This window comes from Candidatus Contendobacter odensis Run_B_J11 (assembly GCF_000531125.1).
GTDB lineage: Bacteria > Pseudomonadota > Gammaproteobacteria > Competibacterales > Competibacteraceae > Contendibacter > Contendibacter odensensis.
Window position 1 is genome coordinate 1 of record NZ_CBTK010000250.1, and the last position, 22,023, is coordinate 22,023.

General features: G+C 56.6%; 18 protein-coding genes, 1 pseudogene and 1 riboswitch. Of the genes and pseudogenes, 14 read left to right on the top strand and 5 right to left on the bottom strand.

From position 1 onward, the window contains the following. Nucleotides 1-383 (top strand): homocysteine S-methyltransferase family protein (locus BN874_RS14030; protein ID WP_034434591.1); only part of this gene is annotated, 383 nt, incomplete at its 5' end. Between the two features lie 19 nt (nucleotides 384-402). On the opposite strand, the gene BN874_RS14035 is transcribed toward BN874_RS14030, so the two are convergent. After that, the gene (locus BN874_RS14035; protein WP_034434593.1) at nucleotides 403-825 is read right to left on the bottom strand and encodes an HIT family protein; all 423 of its coding nucleotides are present in this window, start codon (nucleotides 823-825) and stop codon (nucleotides 403-405) included. A gap of 284 nt (nucleotides 826-1,109) precedes the next feature. Here BN874_RS14035 and BN874_RS14040 point away from each other — a divergent pair, with 284 nt between their 5' ends. From BN874_RS14040 to BN874_RS14090, 12 genes and pseudogenes are all read left to right on the top strand, one after another. Further along, nucleotides 1,110-1,805 carry a P-loop NTPase family protein gene (locus BN874_RS14040; RefSeq protein ID WP_034434595.1) on the top strand — a complete coding sequence of 232 codons (696 nt, stop codon included), beginning with the start codon at nucleotides 1,110-1,112 and terminating at the stop codon, nucleotides 1,803-1,805. A gap of 635 nt (nucleotides 1,806-2,440) precedes the next feature. Then, nucleotides 2,441-2,530 (top strand): K(+)-transporting ATPase subunit F, encoded by a 90-nt coding sequence (gene kdpF / locus BN874_RS23765; protein ID WP_081756410.1) that lies wholly within the window; start codon nucleotides 2,441-2,443, stop codon nucleotides 2,528-2,530. Next, nucleotides 2,530-4,338: a potassium-transporting ATPase subunit KdpA gene (gene kdpA, locus BN874_RS14045; protein ID WP_034434597.1), complete on the top strand. Its 1,809-nt coding sequence runs from the start codon at nucleotides 2,530-2,532 to the stop codon at nucleotides 4,336-4,338. The genes kdpF and kdpA overlap by 1 nt, the downstream gene beginning before the upstream one ends. 129 nt (nucleotides 4,339-4,467) lie before the next feature. After that, nucleotides 4,468-5,505, top strand: a complete 1,038-nt coding sequence (locus BN874_RS14050; RefSeq protein ID WP_034434599.1) for an STAS-like domain-containing protein — start codon at nucleotides 4,468-4,470, stop codon at nucleotides 5,503-5,505. A 39-nt stretch (nucleotides 5,506-5,544) separates the two neighbouring features. Continuing rightward, nucleotides 5,545-7,611, top strand: coding sequence for a potassium-transporting ATPase subunit KdpB (gene kdpB / locus BN874_RS14055; RefSeq protein WP_034434670.1), 2,067 nt, complete (start codon nucleotides 5,545-5,547; stop codon nucleotides 7,609-7,611). Between the two features lie 658 nt (nucleotides 7,612-8,269). After that, nucleotides 8,270-8,851, top strand: a complete 582-nt coding sequence (kdpC, locus tag BN874_RS14060; protein WP_034434602.1) for a potassium-transporting ATPase subunit KdpC — start codon at nucleotides 8,270-8,272, stop codon at nucleotides 8,849-8,851. Between the two features lie 260 nt (nucleotides 8,852-9,111). After that, nucleotides 9,112-12,039 carry a bifunctional YncE family protein/alkaline phosphatase family protein gene (locus BN874_RS14065; RefSeq protein WP_230314445.1) on the top strand — a complete coding sequence of 976 codons (2,928 nt, stop codon included), beginning with the start codon at nucleotides 9,112-9,114 and terminating at the stop codon, nucleotides 12,037-12,039. A gap of 16 nt (nucleotides 12,040-12,055) precedes the next feature. After that, a complete protein-coding gene (locus BN874_RS14070) occupies nucleotides 12,056-13,711 on the top strand; it encodes a hypothetical protein (RefSeq protein ID WP_034434604.1) in 1,656 nt (551 codons plus the stop codon). Between the two features lie 111 nt (nucleotides 13,712-13,822). Then, on the top strand, nucleotides 13,823-16,531 hold the full coding sequence (gene kdpD / locus BN874_RS14075) for a two-component system sensor histidine kinase KdpD (protein WP_034434605.1): 2,709 nt from the start codon (nucleotides 13,823-13,825) through the stop codon (nucleotides 16,529-16,531). Nucleotides 16,532-16,536: 5 nt separating this feature from the next. Beyond that, nucleotides 16,537-17,229 (top strand): two-component system response regulator KdpE, encoded by a 693-nt coding sequence (gene kdpE / locus BN874_RS14080; protein WP_034434674.1) that lies wholly within the window; start codon nucleotides 16,537-16,539, stop codon nucleotides 17,227-17,229. A 330-nt stretch (nucleotides 17,230-17,559) separates the two neighbouring features. Then, nucleotides 17,560-17,964 carry a hypothetical protein gene (locus tag BN874_RS14085; RefSeq protein ID WP_034434607.1) on the top strand — a complete coding sequence of 135 codons (405 nt, stop codon included), beginning with the start codon at nucleotides 17,560-17,562 and terminating at the stop codon, nucleotides 17,962-17,964. Between the two features lie 199 nt (nucleotides 17,965-18,163). Then, nucleotides 18,164-18,547: pseudogene (locus BN874_RS14090) on the top strand (sodium ion-translocating decarboxylase subunit beta); the annotation flags it as partial. A gap of 298 nt (nucleotides 18,548-18,845) precedes the next feature. Here BN874_RS14090 and BN874_RS24655 read toward each other — a convergent pair. Further along, nucleotides 18,846-19,004 carry a hypothetical protein gene (locus tag BN874_RS24655; RefSeq protein WP_154724947.1) on the bottom strand — a complete coding sequence of 53 codons (159 nt, stop codon included), beginning with the start codon at nucleotides 19,002-19,004 and terminating at the stop codon, nucleotides 18,846-18,848. 69 nt (nucleotides 19,005-19,073) lie between these two features. After that, nucleotides 19,074-19,156, top strand: a riboswitch (cyclic di-GMP riboswitch). Nucleotides 19,157-19,366: 210 nt separating this feature from the next. Here BN874_RS24655 and BN874_RS14095 point away from each other — a divergent pair. Continuing rightward, nucleotides 19,367-19,642, top strand: coding sequence for a hypothetical protein (locus BN874_RS14095; protein ID WP_034434609.1), 276 nt, complete (start codon nucleotides 19,367-19,369; stop codon nucleotides 19,640-19,642). A gap of 33 nt (nucleotides 19,643-19,675) precedes the next feature. Here the strand turns inward: BN874_RS14095 and modC are convergent, their stop codons facing one another. Genes modC through modB form a run of 3 tightly spaced genes read right to left on the bottom strand, consistent with a single transcriptional unit; the run spans nucleotide 19,676 to nucleotide 22,021 of the window. Continuing rightward, the gene (gene modC / locus BN874_RS14100) at nucleotides 19,676-20,767 is read right to left on the bottom strand and encodes a molybdenum ABC transporter ATP-binding protein (protein ID WP_230314446.1); all 1,092 of its coding nucleotides are present in this window, start codon (nucleotides 20,765-20,767) and stop codon (nucleotides 19,676-19,678) included. Next, a complete protein-coding gene (locus tag BN874_RS14105) occupies nucleotides 20,764-21,309 on the bottom strand; it encodes a Uma2 family endonuclease (protein WP_081756411.1) in 546 nt (181 codons plus the stop codon). Before BN874_RS14105 ends, modC begins: the two co-directional genes overlap by 4 nt. Nucleotides 21,310-21,319: 10 nt before the next feature. Then, complete coding sequence (gene modB, locus BN874_RS14110; RefSeq protein ID WP_034434614.1) at nucleotides 21,320-22,021, bottom strand: molybdate ABC transporter permease subunit; 702 nt, start codon at nucleotides 22,019-22,021, stop codon at nucleotides 21,320-21,322. Between the last annotated feature and the right edge of the window lie 2 nt (nucleotides 22,022-22,023).

The window sequence follows — 22,023 nt, forward strand, 5'->3', positions numbered from 1 at the left end:
CTACACTCTTTCCCTACACGACGCTCTTCCGATCTCTGGCCGATTGCGCCGCCTGGCTCGACGCCTATCCGCAAGTCGCGGCGGTGGGCGTGAACTGCTCCGCCCCGCGCTACATTCCCGATCTGGTGCGCGCCATTCGCAGCGCCACCCAAAAGCCGATTGTGGTTTACCCGAACTCGGGGGAGGTCTACGACGCCGCTCGCCGCGATTGGCGCGGTTCTGGTTCCGGCGCGACTTTTGCCGAGCAGGCGCGGGAGTGGTACGCCTGCGGCGCTCGCATCATCGGCGGCTGCTGCCGCACCACTCCCGATCACATCCGGGCGCTGGCTGCTTGGGCGCGCGCGCTGCCGCCCTCTTCCAGCTCTGCTAGCGAAGCAAAGTAATCTCGATCAGCAGCATCGCTCAGGACATGGGCATCAGGCCGATCAACCGGCTCAGCCGGTCTACGATTCCGGCTACTTCAGCCATCGAGTAATCCCGCTGCTCGCTCAGGTGGCCCCACACCGGTCGGGGCCAACAGGGGTCCGTTGGGCGCCGGCCAACTACATGCAGGTGCAACTGTGGGACAACATTGCCGATGGCGGCGAAATTGATCTTGGTCGAGGGGGTTTGCTGGCGGATGAATCCGGCGATGCGGCTGCATTCCTGGAGTACCGGAATCTGAAGCGATTCGGGCAGTTCCAGAAACTCCAACGCTTCGGTTTCTGGAACCAGAATGAACCAGCTTACGACCGCATTTTTGTGTAGCAGCACATAACTGTGCCGGAGCCGACCCAGAATCCGACAGTCGGCTGCGAGCTGGGGGTGAATCAGGAACGGAGACATGTGTGTTAAACCTTCATCGCAACAATGAGTCCCATAATAATAACAAAAACAACAATATATTGCGTTCTTATTGAGAGTGTTTATAATTTAACAGCTTTATAAAATCTTCCACTCTTCGGAAGATGAGCGGTAATAGTTTCAGGACTTTCGCTTTCCGTCATTCCCGCGTCAGCGGGAATCCAGTAAATCGCTGAACAGATTGGATACCCGCATTCGCGGGTATGACGAATTTGCGGGTTTGGCGAAAGTCCTGAGTTTTTATCTTGAGACCAATGGAGTTAATGATGGCTAATATTCATCTCGTCGGCGGCGAAAAGGGCGGAGTTGGTAAATCCATGGTAGCGCGAGTTATTGCGCAATACCTGATTGATAAGGAAATTCCATTTCGAGGTTTTGATACGGATCGATCACACCGTTCACTCCTGCGCTTTTACTCGGACTATGCCGCGCCGGTAGCGATTGATCGTTACGAAAGTCTGGATACGATGGTGGAAACCGCTACCGAGAATCCAGAAATACGCATTCTGGTTGATCTCGCCGCCCAAACCCATGATCCATTGGTGAAATGGCTGGATGAATCCGGGGTGATGGAAATAGCAGACGAGTGGGGCATTGCTATCCGCTACTGGCATGTCATGGATTCCGGTAAGGACTCGGTGGACTTGCTTAAAAAGTTGCTGGATCGATTCGGTCCACGCCTTGGCTATATTCTCGTCCTGAACCAAATACACGGTGACCGCTTCGATTTATTTGAACGGTCTGGAGAAAAAGAGCGAGCGCTGGAATTGAACGCCAGGATCATTTCGATCAAGAAACTGCACGAAGCGGTAGTGATGAAGATTGATGCCAGCAATACCAGTTTCTGGGCGGCTAAGCATAAAGCAGAACAGGATGCCACGGGTTTGGGTCTGCTGGAAAGGCAGCGGGTCAAGATGTGGCTTAAGAATGCCTATGAACAGATTGATTCATTAAGCATTTAATCTCGGTTTATTACGCGGCTCATGGTTGAGCGCCTAATCATGAGCCGCTACTTTGATGATGCAGTTAATTTGCCTGGTTTCTGCACACTGTTTTTTTGATCTCAGGACTTTCACTTTTTGTCATTCCCGCGTAAGCGGGAATCCAGTAAGCCACTGAAAATATTAGATACCCGCTTTTGCAGGTATGATGAATTTAAGGGGCTTGGCGAAAGTCCTGGGTCTAATCCCTTGTTAAAGGCGCCATATTCAATAGCTAAACCCGCCTCTCAGCGCCGTAACCTCGACCAGTGGCGTTTACGCCATTTTTACACGATACCCACGTTTTTTTGCACCATTTTTTGATCTGTCTCCCTATGATCCATAGCATCTAAACTGTGTGTGGAGGTGCGCCATGGACGATCTATTTATGCTGGGCGTCATGCTAGGTTTTTTCCTGTTGATGACCTTTTTGATTGAACTCTGCGCCTGGCTAGCCCGGAGGCGCTGACTGCATTAGCCATCCACTCATGCTCCATCGCATCATCACTTAACGTGCGGAGGCGCCCGATGGACCTCGTTTATCTCGCTGGAATATCTCTATTTTTTATACTGATCACCGGCCTCGCGGTCGGCTGTGCAAAACTGGGAGGCGCACAATGACTTGGCTCTACATTCTCAGCGGCATCATCTCGGTCGGGTTGCTGATCTATCTCATTGTGGCCCTGCTCAAAGCAGAGGATTTATGATGACTCCACATGCTTGGTTGCTCCTCGGGATCTATCTGCTGGTTCTCCTGGCGCTGGTCAAACCGCTCGGTATTTATATCGCAGAGGTCATGGCTGGTCGTCCCATTCTGGCGTTGCGTCTCGGTGGTCCCATCGAATCGGCGATTTATCGCCTCTGCGGCGTCCGCAAGGACGAAGAGATGGGCTGGTTGCACTACGCGCTCGCCCTGCTGCTGTTCAATGGGTTGGGGGTGCTGGCGGTTTATGCGCTGCAACGGTTTCAACTCTGGCTGCCGCTGAATCCGCAGCAGTTCGCCAATGTCAGTCCTGATTCCGCGTTTAACACCGCCATCAGTTTTGTCACCAACACCAACTGGCAGGGTTACGCCGGCGAATCAACCATGAGCTATCTCACCCAGATGCTCACGCTGGCCGTACAAAATTTCCTGTCGGGGGCGACCGGCATCGTTGTCGTCATTGCGCTGATTCGTGGCTTTGCCCGCCACACCGTAAAGAGCATCGGCAATGCCTGGGTTGATTTGACGCGGATTACGTTTTATGTGCTGTTGCCGTTGTCGCTGCTATTCGCAGTGTTTCTGGTCAGCCAGGGCGTGATTCAGAATTTTTCCGCCTATCAGAATATGACGACCATAGACATTACCGCCTATGAAACACCGAAATTGGATGCCGCTGGTCAAGCCATCAAAGATGCCGAAGGCAATGCAGTAACCGAGCCTGTCGCTATTCAAACCCAGACTCTGGCGATGGGTCCGGTCGCTTCGCAGGAAGCCATTAAGATGTTCGGCACCAATGGCGGCGGCTTTTTTAACGCCAACTCGGCGCATCCCTTTGAAAATCCGTTGCCGCTCACCAACTTTTTCCAGATGCTGTCGATTTTTATCATTCCGGGGGCGCTGTGCTACACCTTTGGCCGCATGGTGGGCGACACCCGCCAGGGCTGGGCCGTACTCGCCGCCATGACCATCCTGTTTGTAGTCATGGCGGTTGCAACGATCACCTTCGAGCAGCAGGGCAATCCGCTGTTCGCCGCCGCCGGCGTCGATCAAACTGTCAGCGCGACCCAGGCCGGCGGCAATATGGAAGGTAAGGAGGCGCGTTTCGGCATCGCCGACTCTGGGCTATTCGCCACCATTACCACTGCGGCTTCCTGCGGCGCGGTGATTGCCATGCACGATTCGTTTACGCCGCTTGGCGGAATGATTCCGCTGGTGCTGATGCAATTGGGGGAAGTGGTGTTTGGCGGGGTCGGTTCCGGTCTCTATGGGATGCTGGTATTCGCAATCATGGCTGTCTTTATTGCTGGGTTGATGATTGGCCGCACCCCGGAATATCTGGGCAAGAAGATCGAATCCTTTGAAATGAAGATGGTTTCAATAGCGATTCTGGTGACACCGTTATTAGTGTTGGCCGGAACCGCTATTGCGGTGATGAGCGCCGACGGACGGGCTGGCATTCTTAATCCTGGGTCGCATGGTTTCTCGGAAATTCTCTACGCCTTCAGCTCTGCGGGCAACAATAACGGCAGCGCCTTCGCTGGACTCTCGGCGAATACGCCGTTTTATAACGTGATGCTGGCTATTGCGATGTGGTTTGGCCGCTTCGGCGTCATCGTGCCAGTGCTGGCTATCGCCGGTTCGCTGGCAGCGAAAAAGCGCATTGCGGTCACGGTGGGAACCATGCCCACTCACGGGCCGCTGTTCATCAGCTTGCTGATCGGCACGGTGCTGCTGGTGGGTCTGCTCAACTATGTCCCCGCGCTGGCCTTGGGGCCGGTAGTCGAGCATTTCATGCTGTGGACTGGGCACTGAAACCATTAACCCCCTCTCCCATGCGAAGAGGGTTGGGCTGAGGAAACACCTCAAACCAAAGATTGACACCGACAAAGATTAAAGTTGACAATAATCTTTTATAAAGTTGTCAATATGAGGTGTTTTCCGATGACTAGGGTACAGGTGCGCGGCGAAGCTGTAAGGCGATTCATTCTTGAGTGTGTGGAGAAACATCCGGCGGATATCACGAGTATTACGGCTGAAAAATTCAATATCAGCCGCCAGGCTGTGAATAAACATCTTCAAAAACTCATTGGCGAAGGTGTTCTTAATCAGAGCGGCAATACCAGAAGCCGTCGGTACCAATTAACGCCATTGATTGATTGGCGTAAATTATATTCGCTGGCTGAAATTTTGGAAGAGGATCGGATTTGGAGAGAAGATATTGCTATTCTGATCGGCCAAGCGCCTCAGAATATTTTGGATATTTGGCATTATGGATTTACCGAAATGTTTAATAATGTCATTGATCATTCTGAGGGTACCTGGGTTAGTATTAACCTGAATAAAACGGCAGTTGCCACCGAAATCGCAATCTACGATAACGGTGTTGGCATTTTCAAGAAAATACAAATGGCTCTGGATTTAATGGATGAGCGCCATGCAGTGCTGGAACTGGCTAAAGGAAAACTGACGACTGATCCAGCACGTCACACTGGAGAAGGAATTTTCTTTGCTTCCCGGATGTTTGACCATTTTGGAGTCATGTCCGGGGGAGTCTATTTTTCGCACCGATTTGACGATAAAGAGGATTGGATCATGGAAAGAGAGCAATTTTCGTCTGGAACCTCGGTGTGGATGAAGCTTAATAATGACACGACTAGAACCACCAAAAAAGTTTTTGATGAATTCAGTTCAGGGAATGACTATGGATTTACCAAAACCGTGGTTCCGGTAAAGCTGGCGCAATACGGCGATGAGCATCTGGTGTCTCGTTCTCAGGCCAAGCGGCTGTTATCCAGAATTGACCGGTTTGAGACGGTGCTGTTCGATTTTCATGGGGTGGAATCCATAGGCCAGTCTTTTGCAGATGAAATTTTCCGAGTCTTTGCGGAACAACACCCGACCATGAAACTGTTGGGGATCAAGGCAAATTCAGCAGTTAAAAAAATGATCAATCGCGCCCGGAGCAATTTGGATCTCTGAACGACGATCCCTGATTTTTGAGAGAGGATGAAAGAAACCATGTCGCACCCAACGCTTTCCATGTTTGATCCAGCGCTGGCGAAACCCGCCGTCGTTGACGCCTTCAAAAAACTGGACCCGCGTATTCAATGGCGTAACCCGGTGATGTCCGTGGTTTACATCGGCAGCATTCTGACCACGGTGCTGTGGGTGCAAGCCTTGGACGGCCATGGCGAAGCGCCCGCCGGCTTTATCCTCGCCGTCGCGCTGTGGCTGTGGTTTACCGTGCTGTTCGCCAATTTCGCCGAAGCACTAGCCGAAGGCCGCAGCAAGGCTCAGGCGGCATCGCTGCGCGGGGCCAAAAAAATCGTAGTCGCCAAAAAACTGTGGGAACCGCGCTACGGTTCGCCAGTGGATTTAATCGCCGGATCTGAGTTGCGGCGCGGCGATGTGGTGTTGATTGAAGCCGGTGACATGATTCCGGCGGACGGCGAAGTGATTGAGGGCGTGGCTTCGGTCAATGAAAGCGCCATTACCGGCGAATCCGCCCCGGTGATCCGTGAATCCGGCGGCGATTTCAGCGCGGTCACCGGCGGCACCAGCGTGTTGTCCGACTGGATCGTGGTGCGGGTGACGGTGAATCCCGGCGAGGCGTTTCTCGACCGAATGATCGCGATGGTGGAAGGGGCCAAGCGCCAGAAGACGCCTAATGAAATCGCATTGACGATTCTGTTAGTGGCGCTGACCATTATTTTCCTGGTCGTGACGGTGACCCTGCTGCCGTTTTCGCTGTTCAGCGTGGAGGCGGCGAAAGCGGGTTCGCCGGTTTCCATCACCGTGCTGATCGCGCTGCTGGTCTGCCTGATTCCGACCACGATAGCAGGCTTGCTGTCAGCGATTGGCGTGGCGGGGATGAGCCGGATGATGCAGGCCAATGTGATCGCGACTTCCGGTCGTGCGGTCGAGGCGGCAGGCGATGTAGACGTATTGCTGCTCGACAAGACCGGCACCATTACGCTTGGCAATCGCCAAGCCTTTGCGTTTCTACCCGCCCCCGGCATTCTCGAAGTAGAACTGGCCGATGCCGCGCAACTGGCGTCCTTGGCCGATGAAACCCCGGAAGGGCGCAGCGTGGTCATTCTCGCCAAGCAGCGTTTTAATTTGCGGGAACGGGATATTCACGCGCTTGGAGCGACCTTTATCCACTTTTCGGCGCAAACCCGGATGAGCGGCGTCAATCTGGATGGTCGGCAGATTCGCAAAGGTTCAGCGGAAGCAATTCGCCAACTGGTCGAAGCGGCGGGCGGTCATTTCCCGGAGCCGGTGGCGCGGGCGGTGGACGATGTGGCTCGTCGGGGCAGTACGCCCTTGGTGGTAGCCGACAGCGCGAAAGTGTTTGGCGTGATCGAACTCAAGGACATTGTGAAGGGCGGGATCAAGGAGCGTTTCGCCGAACTGCGGCGGATGGGGATCAAGACGGTGATGATCACCGGCGACAACCGGCTGACTGCCGCCGCCATCGCCGCCGAAGCCGGAGTGGACGATTTTCTGGCTGAAGCGACGCCGGAGGCAAAATTGGCGCTGATTCGCCAGCATCAGGCCGAAGGGCGGCTGGTAGCGATGACTGGAGACGGCACCAATGACGCTCCGGCGCTGGCGCAAGCCGACGTGGCGGTGGCGATGAACACCGGCACTCAGGCGGCGAAGGAAGCCGGCAATATGGTGGATTTGGACTCCAATCCTACCAAGCTGATCGAGATCGTCGAGACCGGTAAGCAGATGTTGATGACCCGGGGTGCCCTGACGACGTTCTCGATGGCAAACGACATTGCTAAGTACGCTGCGATTATCCCGGCGGCTTTTGTTACTACCTATCCACAACTCAACGCACTCAACGTGATGAGATTGACTTCGCCGGAGAGCGCGATTATCTCGGCGGTGATCTTTAACGCAATCATCATCGTGTTTCTGATTCCGCTCGCATTAAGGGGCATAAAATATCAACCTCTAGGGGCAGCAGCCTTGCTGCGTAAGAACTTGCTGATTTATGGATTGGGGGGAATTATTACGCCTTTTATTGGCATCAAGGCCATTGACTTGATGTTGTCTACTCTGGGTTTGGTTTAGAGTGAATTTTTTTAGTGGGTGTCTCGAAGAAAAAACTTTCTTTGAGACACATTTTTAATGCAAATATGTGTTTATGTGCCTTTCTGCAATTAAGTCGAATCTTGATCATTAAGTACTAATTTACACCAAAATACGAGTTGCTCAACACTGAGATTTGATTTCATGGTATTCACTTGAAACGCTAAAAGTTGAACATTATCTTTGCTGTACCCTTGTTTTGGATCAATTCGATCAATGCTGGCGTTTGTAGAGATGTGGCCTGATCCTTTAATAAAAGTGAGAGGAATCCTGCTGATTGCGCATAGACCTCTCTGTGATTCCAATAGTAATTGCAAGAAATCCCTATCAATGTCATATACTATCTTGTGCTTTCGTGCTCTTTGTCGCATAGCACGAGCGATATACGCCAAGTGATAATCAATGCCTCCAGCATGATGCCGTTTCTTTTGATTGCGTGAACTTCTTTCACGGAAACATGACCGGCATTCGGAACTTAAATTACCATTTTTCTTTTGGTAAAAGTGTTCAGCGTTTGGTGGCAGCGCGTCACCGCATGTGTTGCAAGGTCGTAGACCCTCGATATTTTTTTTGCGCATTTGAGTTGTCCCACTTGGAACCTGAATTTGGAACTTTCTTTATCTGAAGCTTGGAGATTATAATGAAAACCCTGATTCGCCCCGCGTTAAGCCTGTTCATCCTGCTGACCATCATCACCGGCCTGATTTATCCGCTGGCAGTGACCGGCATCGGCCAAGCCCTGTTTCCGGCGCAAGCGGCGGGCAGCCTGATCCAGCGCGACGGCAAAGTGATCGGTTCGCGGCTGATCGGCCAGAACTTCACCGATCCGAAATACTTCTGGGGCCGACCGTCGGCGACCGGACCCTATCCGTATAATGCGGCGGCTTCCAGCGGTTCCAATCTGGGGCCGCTGAATCCAGCGTTGCATGACGCGGTGGCAGGTCGGGTCAAGGCGTTACGCGAAGCCGATCCGGGCAATAGCGCGCCGGTGCCGGTGGATTTGGTCACCACTTCGGCCAGCGGTCTTGATCCGCAGATCAGCCCGGCGGCTGCCGCGTATCAGGCGGCGCGAGTGGCGCGGGTGCGCGGCTTGAAACTGGACGCGGTGCAAACTTTAGTGGCGCAGCACACCGAAGATCGGCAGTGGGGCGTTTTTGGCGAACCGCGAGTGAAGGTGCTGGAACTCAATCTGGCGCTGGATGGTTTGCAACCCAAGCCATAGAGTTAGGACGACTAATCGTCGCCAGTGGTGTTTGAGGTTGACCCTAGCGACCAGCCCTTTCAAGGTGCTCAGTTGATGGTTGACGTAACCGCCTGATTCTCTGTTACCCGACTCGGCCTAACATCGGGTTTGGCTAAGAAGAGGGTTCGAGGTTAAATTCAACTTATTGATTTTCAATGTTGTATTTTTACACCTTGAAAGGGCTGACCCTAGCGACTTCTCTGTTCTTTCACGGCATCAGACCATGGAGTCTAAAGCTAATGAGTAAGCTTGAAGTTCGCGAGCGGTTCTTGCTTTCAGCGGTCGGCCTGATGTTTGCGCTGATCCTCTCGGGCGGACTGTCCCATGCGCAGTCCGACATCCATATCCTCGGCCAACCGGGATTGCCCAATCTGGGCCAACAGGACCTGCCCAATCTGGGCCAGCAGATTACGCCGCTAGCGCCCCCCGGTTCCCGGTTCGTACCGATGAACCCCGATCTGCCTGACAATCCCGCCTGGCTGGCCGGGCAAGCGGTCACCACCGTGGTGAGTCCGGATCAAAAGACCCTGCTGGTTCTGACCAGCGGCTACAACCGTGTCTTCAATACCGACAGCCAGGCGCCGGAGGCCCAGGACTCGAATGAGTACGTGTTCATCTACGACATTTCGACACCTGCGCCGATCAAGAAGCAAGTCGTGCAGATCCCCAATACCTACAACGGGATTGCCTTCGATCCATCCGGCTGGGCTTTTTACGTGGCCGGCGGCCAGGATGATAAGATCCACATCATTACTCGGAGCGCCACCGGAACTTGGGGGGAACAGCCCGGAAATTTCCTGGCCTTGGGCCACAGCAAGGGCCTTGGCCTCGGCCTTGACGTGCCGCCTGACAGCCCGCTGGTCGAGGTCAACACCCAAGTTGCCGTGAAGCCTTGCGCCGCCGGCGTGGCGATTTCAAAGGATGGCCAGACGCTGGTGGTGGCGAATTACTACAACGACTCGATCACGGTGTTCACCGGAGGCTACGGCAACTGGTCACCGGGAACCGAACTCGACCTGCGCCCCGGCAAAAGCGACGCCGCCCAGGCGGGCACGCCGGGCGGTGAATATCCGTTTTGGGTGGTCGTGAAGGGTAACGGACCGACCGCGACCGCGTATGTGTCCAGCATTCGCGACCGCGAGATCGTGGTGGTGGATCTGAGCGGGGGGGTGCCGACGGTCACGGCCCGGATCCCCGTGAAAGGCCAACCGAACAAGATGACGCTGAACAAGGCCCAGTCGCTCCTGTACGTCGTCGAAGACCAGTCGGATACGGTTGATGTGATCGACACTGCAACCCACGCGATCCTCGAAACCATCCCGGTCATGCCCGCGTCGGTGTTGCCTCCCGCGCTGGCGCGCTACACCGGCGCAAACCCCAATAGCGCGACGCTCTCGCCGGACGAAAAGCAACTCTATGTGACGAATGGCAATCTGAATTTCATCGCGGTGGTGGAACTCGGCGGAACCGGTGGCGGCGGCCAGGTCGTGGGTCTCATTCCGACCGGCTGGTACCCAAACTCGGTGAGCTTCAGCGCCAATGGCAAGTCGTCGATGGTTTACGTGGTCAACGGCAAGTCGCCGACGGGTTCAAATCCCGGCTGGTGCTATGGCTCCGGCCCGCCGACGCACGAAAATTGCTGGGCGGCGAACCAGTACAATCCCCAGTTGATTAAAGCCGGCCTCCAGAGCTTCCCGCTCCCCGACATGGGGCAGCTCACGACGCTGACGGCGCAGGTCGCCACCAACAACCGGTTCTCCAGCACCGTGAGCGTCGACGACGCTGCGGTCATGGCGGCGGTGCGTCAGGGCGTCAAACACGTGATCTACATTATCAAGGAAAACCGGACTTACGACCAGATTCTGGGTGATCTGGAAATCGGCAACGGCGATCCCGATTTGGCCGAGTTTGGCGAGGCGCTCACGCCGAACCAGCATAACCTGGCGCGAACCTTCGTCACGCTCGACAACTTCTACGCCACCGCCGAAACCAGCAATGACGGCTGGCCGTGGAGTACTTCGGCTCGCGCCCCCGACGTGATCGAACGCCAATTCCCGGTGGCCTACGCGGGACGCGGCCTCAGCTTGGATTCGGAGGGCACGAATCGTAGTGTGAATGTGGCCCTTCCGACGGTCAAAGCGCGTCAGGCCGCCAATCCTCTGACGCCGGACGATCCGGATCTGTTGCCGGGCCAAACCGATGTGGCTGCGCCGGATGGGCCGGACAACGAAGTGAATACCGGCTATTTGTGGGACGCTGCGCTGCGGGCGAAGCTCACGGTTCGCAACTACGGTTTTTTTGTGGATTTGACCCGCTATGCCTTCCCCCAAGACTCCGCCTACAGCATTCCGCTGCTGAAAAATCCGGCCGCAACCCGCACCACTGTGGCTTACCCATCGAGCGCGTCCCTCGCCCCGCACACCGATCCGTACTTTCGCGGTTTCGACAATACGTTTCCAGATTATTACCGTTACAAGGAGTGGGAACGAGAGTTCGATACCCAATACGCCAGTGGCGGTCTGCCTTCGTTGAGCCTGGTTCGCCTCATGCACGATCACACCGGAAACTTCGATACCGCGATTGACGGCGTGAATACCCCGGAGCTACAGCAAGCCGATAACGATTACGCGGTTGGCTTGCTGATTGAGAAAATTGCAAACAGCAGGTACGCGAACGACACGCTGATCTTTGTCATTGAAGACGACGCGCAGGATGGCGGCGACCATGTCGATTCGCACCGCACGATAGCGTTCGTAGCGGGCGCCTACGTGAAGCGAGGCGCGGTAGTCTCCTCGCAGTACAACACCATCAACTTCTTGCGCACGATTGAAGAGGTTCTGGGCCTTCCGCCGATGAACCTGAACGACGCGCTCGCCACGCCCATGGCCGACCTTTTCCAGACAACGCCGAGTCCGTGGAGCTTTAGCGCCGTTCCCTCGGCGTTTCTCTACAATACGCAACTGCCCCTGCCGCCCAAGGAGGACAATCTGGCTGTGCCAAAGCCCACGCACGATGCGGAGTACTGGGCGCAAGTCACCAAGGGAATGGATTTTTCGGTGGAAGATCGCTTCGATTTCGCGACTTACAACCGCATTCTCTGGAAAGGGCTGATGGGCGACAAGCCTTATCCCGCTGCGCCGACCCGGATGAACCTGCGCCGGAAATGAATCAGAGAGCGACCCAGTGAGCGAACCGACCTCATCTGCTGCTCCCGTAGTCCGCCATTTCCGCCAGATTCTGCTCTGGCCGTTGCGGGTGATCCCCGGCCAGGCGGAAGGAACCCATATCTCCAGATACTGGGAACTGCTGGAAGCGTTAGGCGAACAATGTCCGTGGCGGGAGGTCGCGGATGAATTCGGCGATCCCGCCGATTTCAAAGAGCGGCACTACAAGGAGTTCATCACTTTTCTGCCTTATGTCCAACGCTTCCTGTATGGCGAGGGCATGGGCCGTGAAGGCTTGACCGGCTACGGCAACTCACCGATTCGGGTTTTCCGCCGCCAAGGCATTGAGCGAATGCGAGTCGTTTTTGACGATCAACTGCCGCCGGTGGTGTTTGAGGTCGCCCATATTGACCTCTATTTCTTCTACGACATTGACATCATCATCCTGGCGGTGGAGTTCTTCGCCAACGACCTGTCATTGCCGCTGGCCCAGGAGGCGCTGTTCAAGCTGGGACGCGCTTATCCAGGATTTTGGGAGGCCAACGGGCAGGGCGGGCAGTGTCCGAGCCGGGTGGAGTGGTTGTCGGCGACCGGCGATACGCTGGCGGTTTCCGACTATGAGGATCGGCAGCAATACCTTCCGTTCGTCTGTCGGCATCGCTCCCCCAACGTCGCTGCCCACTGGGAATATCTGCTGCGGCCACTGGCTCTGTACCATTCCGATAATGAAGGCGTGATGCAGTATCGGCAGGTTGAATATCACCGGATGCCGCTGCTGGCCTACCTCAGCTTCGACGATCCACACGCTCTGACCCGTGGCGATTTCGCCCGCTTGGCGCTCATTACCAAGGCAGGACCTTCTGACACTCTGCCTTACTCCGAGCGGGAACTGACTCATTTCGAGCATCAGTATTGCTACGACAAATTCTGGGACCCCGCCAATCCGGCGTTCAGCAGCCGCTATCTATGCTGCGGCCATGCTTTCGTGATGGTGGGCAAGGCCAGCGAGCGCTTCTTCACCGATCCGGAAGCCGGTCTGCTGGGCCAGTTTCGCCACCAGTATTTTCTGGTCAATCTGATCGCTCACTTCCACAAAGCGACCTTGATGCTGTTTTCAGAATGGCTGGCGGCGGCGATCAGCCAGCTCGATATTCGCGACGTGGATTCGGTCAAATTTTTCAAGCGGGAAATTCGCCGGGTCATGGAAACCTTCCTGCGATTCACTCATCGCTACTGGTTTCATGAGGTGTCGAATCAGGCCCAAGTCAAGGATTTGTTTCGGATGTTGACCGGCCATCTCGACACCGACCGGATTTACCAGGATGTCAGCGTGGCGGTGAAGGACATGAATCAATATCTGGACAGCGACAGCTTGCGGCGGCAGGCCAATACGGTGGTGCGGCTGACCGTGGTGACCACGCTGGGATTGATCGCCACCGTCTCGACTGGCTTTCTGGGCATGAACATCTTCGACGAAACCAGCAATCCGGTTTGGGTCAAGCTGTTGATTTTTGTAGCGGTACTCATTCCCAGTATTCTGCTGGTCAACTATGCAGTCGCCAAAGCCAAATTCCTTTCCGACTTTCTGGAAGCTCTGGCCGACGAGCGGCTGGCCTGGTGGGACCGCACCAAGGTATTGCTCAGGATTTGGTGGAAGCCCCGCCGCAAAACCTGAGACTGCTTAAGGCATCCTGCCCCGGTTTCCAACCGGCGCTTTGCAAATCGGCAGGAAGCCCATTCCACGTCAACTGACGATGACCGGCCCCTTTATGAAAGGAAAAATTTAATGGCCGATAGCCTCCGTCCCGATCCCGATCAGTTGCTCAACCGGATCAAGGAGGACGAGGCGCGTTCCCGGCGCGGCAAGCTGAAAATCTTTTTCGGCGCGTCAGCGGGCGTCGGTAAAACCTACGCGATGTTGCAGGCTGCCCGCCAGTTGCGCGAGCAAGGTTTGGATGTCGTCGTTGGACTGGCGGAGACGCATGGCCGCAAGGAAACCGCCGCATTGCTTGAGGGCATCGAACTCCTGCCCCGCAAGGAAATTCCGCATCGGGATCGAGTCCTGTGGGAGTTCGATCTCGACGGAGCCTTGACGCGGCGACCGGCGTTAGTCTTGGTGGATGAACTGGCGCACAGCAACGCGCCCGGTTGCCGTCACCCCAAACGCTGGCAGGATGTTGAGGAGCTGCTCGACGCTGGTATTGACGTTTTCACCACGATCAACGTCCAGCATTTGGAGAGCCTCAACGACATTGTTGGTGGTCTCACCGGTATCCGGGTGTGGGAAACGGTGCCGGATCGGGTATTCGATGTCGCTGACGAAGTGGTGCTGGTGGATTTGCCGCCGGATGATTTGTTGCAGCGGCTCAAGGAAGGCAAGGTCTATCTGCCGGATCAGGCCGAACGCGCCATTGAGAATTTCTTCCGCAAAGGCAATCTGATTGCCCTGCGGGAACTGGCGCTGCGGCGCACCGCCGATCAGGTGGACGACGAGATGCAGAGCTACCGGCAGCAGGCCGGCGGCTCGGCGCGGTCTACCCGTGAGGCGCTGCTGGTATGCGTTGGCCCAGAACCCGGCGCGGATACGCTGGTGCGCGCCGCCAGTCGGCTGGCGGGCAAGCTGGATTGCGAATGGCACGCCCTGTATGTTGAAACCCCCGCTTTGCAACGCTTGGCAGAAACTCGTCGCCAAGCCATTCTGAATATCCTCAAACTCGCCCAGGATCTCGGCGCACACACCGCCACCTTGGCGGCTACCGATGCGCCACTGGCGGTGGTGGAATACGCCCGTCAACACCGACTGGCGCAACTGGTAGTGGGGCGGAGCCGATCCGGCTGCTGGTGGCAATGGCAACAACCGTTCGCTGCACAGCTTGCCCGGCTGGCTCCCGATCTCGATTTATTGGTGACGGCCCAGAATGACGCCCCGCGTCGCGCTGTTCGTCAGGAGAGCGCAACCCGTGACGCCGATCAAAATCATTCGGCGTTTGTGCTGCATGGCTACCTCGCGGCGTTGGTGTTCTGTCTGGGTACCGCGCTGCTGGCTACACCGCTGTTGCCCTACTTTGATCGGGCCAACATTGTCATGCTGTTTTTATTGGCCGTAGTGGGCACCGCCGTGCGCTACGGTCGTGGCCCAGCGGTGCTGGCCGCAATCGCCAATGTCGCCGCCTTCGATGTGTTTTTCGTCGAGCCGCGTTTTTCTTTTGCGATTCACGACTGGCAATATCTGCTGACCTTCCTGGTGATGCTGATCGTCGGTCTGATCGTCGGCCAGCTCACCGCCCGCTTCCGCTATCAGGCTTACGTCGCCAGCGCCCGCGAACAACGCACCCGCCATCTCTATGAAATGGCCCGCGAATTGTCCGGGGCGCTAGTGGTGGATCAAGTGGTGGAAATTGGCGAGCGCTGCGTTGAAGCCAGTTTCCGGATCAAGGCGCGGCTGCTGCTGCCCGATGAGCATGACCGCCTGCCGCCGCCGCCGGTGCGCCCCGGTCGGCCTAAAGCGGATATGTCTATCGCCCAATGGTGTTTCGACCGCAATGCTCCGGCGGGCATCGGCACTGACACGTTGCCCGCCGCTTCCCGCCTGTATTTGCCACTCAAAGCGCCGATGCGCACCCGTGGGGTGCTGATGATTGCGCCGGAACAGCCGCGCTGGTTGCTGATCCCGGAACAGCGCCGCCTGCTGGACACCTTCGCCGCCCTGATCGCGATTGCGCTGGAGCGGGTGCATTTCGTCACGGTTGCCCGCGATACGCTGGTAAAAATGGAAGCGGAGCGGCAGCGTAATTCGCTGCTGGCGGCGCTGTCGCACGATTTGCGCACCCCGTTGACTGCGCTGATCGGGCTGGCGGAAACGCTGGCGCTGGAACTGACCGCCGAGCAATCGCCGCATTCGGAACCGCTGACCGCGATCCATCAGCAGGCGGTGCGGATGTCGCTGCTGGTCAACAATCTGCTGGATATGGCGAAGCTGCAAGCAGGCGGGGTGCGATTGCGCAAGGACTGGCAGTCATTGGAAGAATTGGTCGGCGCGGCGGTGCGCACTCTGGAACAGGCGTTGCGGTCTCACCCGCTGCGGCTGGAACTCGATCCGATGCTGCCGCTGGTCAACTGCGATGCGGTGCTGATCGAGCGGGTGCTGGCGAATCTGTTGGAGAACGCCACCAAATACACGCCGCCCGGAACCGTGATCGGCGTGACCGCATCCACCGAAGCCGACCGGCTGATCGTCGAAGTTTGGGACGAAGGGCCGGGTCTGCCCACCGGGCGGGAACAGGTTTTATTCGAGAAATTTACCCGTGGTCATCCTGAATCGGCGGCGCCGGGGGTCGGCTTGGGTTTGGCAATCTGCCGGTTGATTGTCGAGGCGCACGGCGGGGAAATTCGCGCCGAGAACCGGGCCAGCGGCGGCGCTAGTTTTGTCTTTACCCTGCCGCTGGAAACGCCGCCACCGGTTGAAGAAACCGAGGATGCCCCGGAGTCCCCATGAATGCCATGCTCGAAACGCAGCTAACCATTTTGATCGTCGAGGACGAACAAGCGATCCGCCGTTTTGTGCGCGCCGCGCTGGAGTCCGAAGGTCATCGAGTGCATGAAGCCGATACTTTGCAACGTGGTCTGCTCGAAGCGGGCACTCGCAAGCCGGATGTGGTCATTCTCGATCTTGGCTTGCCCGACGGCGACGGCGTGGTTTTTATCCGTGATCTGCGAGCCTGGAGCGTCATCCCGATTCTGGTGCTGTCGGCGCGATCTGAAGAATACGACAAGGTGGCCGCGCTGGATGCGGGCGCTGATGATTACCTGAGCAAACCGTTTGGGGTGGCGGAATTGCTGGCGCGAATGCGGGCGGTGTGTCGGCGGCATTCCCGCGATGCGGTGGGTGCTACCGTCGTCACGTTCGGCGAAGTCAGCGTGGATTTGGAGCGTCGGCAGGTGTTGCGCAATGACCAACCCATCCATCTCACCCTGATTGAGTTCCGCTTGCTGGCGGCATTGATCAGCAAACCCGGCAAGGTGCTGACTCATCGGCAATTACTGCGGGAAGTCTGGGGGCCGGCCTATGTGGAACGCGGCCACTATCTGCGCATTTACATGGGCCATCTGCGCCAGAAGCTGGAAGCCAATCCGGCGCGGCCCCGCTACTTTCTCACCGAGACGGGTATTGGTTACCGCTTTTGCCTGAGCTGATGCCTCAACCTGAGGTAGCACGGACCTCCTGTCTGTAGTGTGCAGGACTTTCGCTAGCCCCATAAATTCGTCATACCCGCGAAAGCGGGTATCCAATCTTTTCAGCGAGTTACTGGATTCCCGCCTACGCGGGAATGACGGAAAGCGAAAGTCCTGGTGTGGATAAACGCCGACACCGGCAGGATAGCCTGCGCAAGTTGCAGTCCATCTCCCGCAATTTTTACACGATTTTTACACGGCGCTCCGCCATTTTTACGGCTTCTTTACGGCTCTTCGGGTAGAAACTCAAGGTTTCACAAATCTACCGCGAGCATCGTGAGGAACCCGGCCATGCCCCGCCAACTGCAAGACCAATCCACTGAGAATCTGATTCGCCGTACTGAGGCCGCCCAGGATGAGGCGGCGCTCAAGGATGTGCTGGTCGAAACCCTGACCCTGCTGGCGATTGTTCGGGAGGATATTCGGACGCTTGCTCATCGCATCAGGGCATTGGAGGAATCCGCGCCCGATCAAGCGGCACTGGAAGAGACGCGAGCCGATATTGACCAGTTATTGAATCTCGCCGCAGGAACCACATACGAGCGGTTCGCTCTGGCCGCACGGCGCTATGTCTACGATGAAAACTGGCAAGAAGCAGATACCACTCTGGCCGCATTTCGCGAGCCAGGTGAATTGCGCGACTTGGCACTGCGGATCGGGGTGGAACGAGCTGTCGTGTTATCTGCCGCCATTTGAGATAAGTCACTATTTTAATTGGGTATCGGAAAACAAGTGTTTGGCGACAGGGATAGCCATCAGGCATTCGTGCAGTTTTGAAGCCCTGAAAAACTTGTGCGGAAAACCCTGTCGGAAAGGCAAATAGTCGGAAACTGTGCGGGTACAGGTTTTCCGGTTGCTCAGTGGCGGCTGATGACACGACTGCTTGTTCTATCCCAAAACGGCGGGCGGCGCACTGATGAACATCATCATCATCATCCTGACCGTGGCTATCGGCTCCACCATGGCCGCCGACAAGTTCCTGAACTGGGATACAATTCTGATCGTCGTGCTTGGGTTGCTGGCGTTCCTGTTTGGCACCGCTTCTGGCGTGGTCACCGCCAAGATCATGAACTTGTTCCTGAAGGTCAAGATCAATCCGTTGATTGGATCCGCCGGGATCGCGTCGGTTCCCATTGCTGCCCGGGTTTCCCACATCGTCGCCAATCAGGAAAATCCGCACAACCATCTAATCTTCCACGCCATGGGTCCCAATCTGGCTGGCGTGTTTGGAACCGCTATTTCGGGGGGAATCATGCTGGCGCTGCTGGGCGTCAACTGAAGTCTCCATAAGCCGCTGCAAAAAAGCACGGCCCCGGTAGATTATCGCTACCGGGGCCGTGTTCATTCCTGTTTACCTTACCGCAACCGGTATTGGCTATCAATTCTGTCCGATCTGACCTCAAGCGCCTTGCCGTAATGTTGCCACGCCGCCATGCCGCCCCCGACCCAAACGCCTCATCCGCCCCAAAATCCGTCATCACCCGTTGCATGGGCAGTGAACTCTCTCGGCACTTCAAGCCCGGCCACCGCGCTAAACGGCCGCTCCATCCCGCTGCCGTTGCGCCAGAGCGGTTCCCTCACTTCGATCCGACCCAAGGGGCCGTACCAATACCGTTTTTTTTACCGCCCGCTGGCCACTCCGACTCCGCCGGTGCGAACACCGCCGGCTTTTGCGCGCCGCGTTCGGCCCACACCGTCAGCGCTTCGTTACCCATCTGACGCCACTCTTCAATCATCCGCTGCTTTTCAAGCCTAAGCGAAATTTATCATTAGTAATTTTATGGTTTTTGTGATATAGTTCGCCTGAAGATAAAAGCCGAACCTGCTGTAAGGCAGAGACGGAAAGTCGCGGATCCTGGAACGATTTCAGGAAAGCCGGACTGCCGGAAGTGATCCACGTCAGGGTCACAAGGGTAGTCTGGCTTTTTTATTGGCGCTAGCGCGCTCTACCATCGCTGGGGGTTTGTGCCTGCCAGCGACCCAAGAGGAGATCGCTTTGGGCCGGCAGGAAAGCCGCCTGTTTGAAAATACCGGATTCAGACCCACCCGAATCCAACCAGATCGGAGTCGGTCAGGATCAAATGTGTCGAGGTGTGCCATGTTGACTTATGAAGATTGCGTAGGATTAACGGGTTTGGAAGAAGAGGAAATCGAAGCCATTGCTCAGCACGAGCATCTCCCGGAAATTGTTGCCGCCGAAATGGGCTGCTGTCTGGTGGGAAAACTTGGCGGCGAATTACAAATAATGCAGATCATCCGCGACGATATCGAAGCAGCCAATGATCATCACCACCCGGAGGAGGCGTTGCACTGGAAGCAGGTGCTGACGCACTTTAGCCAAATCCATCACTTGCCGGAATGCGAAGCGGCTTAGAGTCTGGGGTATCCGCTGCCGGCGATCTATCTCTCAGGCCGCGCCCAGATAGTGCCAGGCGCGGGCCTTGAACAGGCAATAGACTGTGTCGCCTTCCGCCAGGCGCAAGTCGTGAACCGCTTTGACGGTGATTTCTGCCAGGATCGGCACGCCAATATCCACTTCTGCCACGATGCGGTCCGCAACGCGCCGTAGATCAAGAATGCGGCCCGGCACCTGATTTTGAATGGTAATTTCAGTCACAGGCTGACGCGCCAAAGCAACATCGGTGGCGCGCAGCGCGATCCAGGTCGGCGTACCCAGCGGCAGGGCGGACAGTGGCAGATGCAATTCATGATAATCGTAATGCACCGTGGTGCAGCCGATGTCCGGTTCGTGCCGACTGACCGTCACCTGCAACACATTTTCCAGCCCCAGCGAGCGCGCCAGTCCAAGAATATGGTCTTGGCGGATCACCTCCAAGAACGGTCCCTGACCCAGAATGCGGCCCTGTTCCATCACCGCCAGATGCGGAGTCAGATACAGGATTTCATTAATCGCGTGGCTGACATAAAGCATCGGCAGGCGCAATTCATCGCGCACCCGGCGCAGGAACGGCAGAATCTGTTGCTTGCGGCCCTCGTCCAGCGCGGCCAGCGGTTCATCCAGCAACAGCAGGCGAGGTGATGCGAGCAGAGTACGACCCAGCGCTACACGCTGCCGTTCGCCGCCGGACAGGTGGCGCGGGCGGCGCTGCAACAGGTGGCTGATGTCCAGCAGGTCGAGAATTTGCGCCAAGGTGAAACGCCGTTGCTTCGGCGACAGCCGCTTGAAACCGTAGAGCAGGTTGTGTTCGACCGACAGATGCGGGAACAACTGGCTGTCCTGAAACACCAGCCCGACTCGGCGGTGATGGGGCGGCAGATGGATGCCACGTTGAGCATCGAACAGGACTTCCCCGTTGAGGGTGATGTGCCCGGTTTGTGGGCGCGCTAAACCGGCGATGGCTCGAAGCAGAGTGCTTTTACCGCAACCGGAGGGACCAAACAGCCCAGTGACCGGTTGATCGAGTGTCAGCGGGCCTTGCAGGGTGAACGGGCCTTGTCGTAATTCGAGATTCAGATCGAGCATGGCACTGAGGGTCAATCAATATCCGCGTACAACTCATCCATCGGCAATAGAAATTTTACCGAACGCAACTCTACGGTGCCGTGGGTGTAAATAGAAATCTGCCAGTCATCCATACGCCGATAAATCTCGATATGTTTCGCTTCCTGAGAGACCAGCACGTATTCTTCGAGGCTTTCAATTTGCTGATAGGCTAAGCGCTTTTTATGCCGATCCTTGTACGACGTGGAGTTGGACAGGACTTCGATAATCAGCTTGGGTTCTTTGCAAAGCAAATCCTGATTTTCCTGCTGGGCGCAGGTGACGACGACATCAGGATAAAAGATGTCTTCAGCGGCTTGTACCTTCAGATCGGAAGTGAAGGCGCGGCAAGGCGTACCTTGAAGATGATTAAACAATCGCGCCCCGATAGCCATAATGAGACTGGCATGGGCGACAGTTCCGCCGGTCATCGCAATCATCTCACCGTCGATCAATTCATGTTTGGTTCCCTGCTCATTTTCCCAATCGAGAAAATCAGAGACGGTTAAATAGCTTGGCTTCAGCACCGCGTTCATCATTTCGTTTCTCCTATTTCCCTAATAGTCGCTCCACTCGCCGCGATCCCAACTCGCTCAGCCATAATGCCGCCAGCGCCAGCAGAATGGAAATGATTACCAGCCGTAATGCCGGTCCATCTGCGCCGGGGATTTGGGTGTAGGTGTAGATGGCCAGTGGCAGAGTTCGGGTTTCTCCGGCCACGTTACCGACAAAGGTTACGGTCGCGCCGAACTCGCCCAGGCTGCGGGCGAAGGCCAGCACCAGCCCGGTCAGAATGCCGGGCGCGGCCAGCGGCAGGGTGATGGTCAGCCAAACCCGCAGCGGCCCCGCACCCAAAGTGCGCGCCGCATCTTCCAGCCGGGGTTCCACCAGACTGACCGCCAAGCGCACCGCCCGCACCATCAATGGCAACGCCATTACCGCCGAAGCAACGACTGCGCCCTGCCAAGTGAACACCAGCGTGATCCCCCACATGTCGTACAGCCAGTGTCCGAGCGGCCCCTGTTTGCCCAGCAGCAGCAGCAGCAAATAGCCCGGCACCACCGGCGGCAATACCAGCGGTAAATGGATCAGGCCGTCCACGATGGCTTTACCGGTGAACTGCACCCGCGCCAGCAGCCAGCCGAGCAGGATGCCCGGCCCGGCCACCAGCGCGGTACACCACAACCCCACCTTGAGCGATAGCCCCAGCGCCGACAGTTCTTCCGGGGTCAATTGCAGCGACGACCACATGG

Bases quoted from the DNA above. Each gene is read 5' to 3' on its own strand.
- modB (WP_034434614.1), bottom strand. From the start codon at position 22,021: ATGTGGTCGTCGCTGCAATTGACCCCGGAAGAACTGTCGGCGCTGGGG.
- BN874_RS24655 (WP_154724947.1), bottom strand. From the start codon at position 19,004: ATGATTGAAGAGTGGCGTCAGATGGGTAACGAAGCGCTGACGGTGTGG.
- BN874_RS14050 (WP_034434599.1), top strand. From the start codon at position 4,468: ATGACTAGGGTACAGGTGCGCGGCGAAGCTGTAAGGCGATTCATTCTT.
- kdpB (WP_034434670.1), top strand. From the start codon at position 5,545: ATGTCGCACCCAACGCTTTCCATGTTTGATCCAGCGCTGGCGAAACCC.
- kdpF (WP_081756410.1), top strand. From the start codon at position 2,441: ATGACTTGGCTCTACATTCTCAGCGGCATCATCTCGGTCGGGTTGCTG.
- BN874_RS14065 (WP_230314445.1), top strand. From the start codon at position 9,112: ATGAGTAAGCTTGAAGTTCGCGAGCGGTTCTTGCTTTCAGCGGTCGGC.
- kdpA (WP_034434597.1), top strand. From the start codon at position 2,530: ATGACTCCACATGCTTGGTTGCTCCTCGGGATCTATCTGCTGGTTCTC.
- BN874_RS14095 (WP_034434609.1), top strand. From the start codon at position 19,367: ATGTTGACTTATGAAGATTGCGTAGGATTAACGGGTTTGGAAGAAGAG.
- BN874_RS14105 (WP_081756411.1), bottom strand. From the start codon at position 21,309: ATGATGAACGCGGTGCTGAAGCCAAGCTATTTAACCGTCTCTGATTTT.
- BN874_RS14040 (WP_034434595.1), top strand. From the start codon at position 1,110: ATGGCTAATATTCATCTCGTCGGCGGCGAAAAGGGCGGAGTTGGTAAA.
- BN874_RS14035 (WP_034434593.1), bottom strand. From the start codon at position 825: ATGTCTCCGTTCCTGATTCACCCCCAGCTCGCAGCCGACTGTCGGATT.
- kdpE (WP_034434674.1), top strand. From the start codon at position 16,537: ATGCTCGAAACGCAGCTAACCATTTTGATCGTCGAGGACGAACAAGCG.
- kdpC (WP_034434602.1), top strand. From the start codon at position 8,270: ATGAAAACCCTGATTCGCCCCGCGTTAAGCCTGTTCATCCTGCTGACC.
- kdpD (WP_034434605.1), top strand. From the start codon at position 13,823: ATGGCCGATAGCCTCCGTCCCGATCCCGATCAGTTGCTCAACCGGATC.
- BN874_RS14085 (WP_034434607.1), top strand. From the start codon at position 17,560: ATGCCCCGCCAACTGCAAGACCAATCCACTGAGAATCTGATTCGCCGT.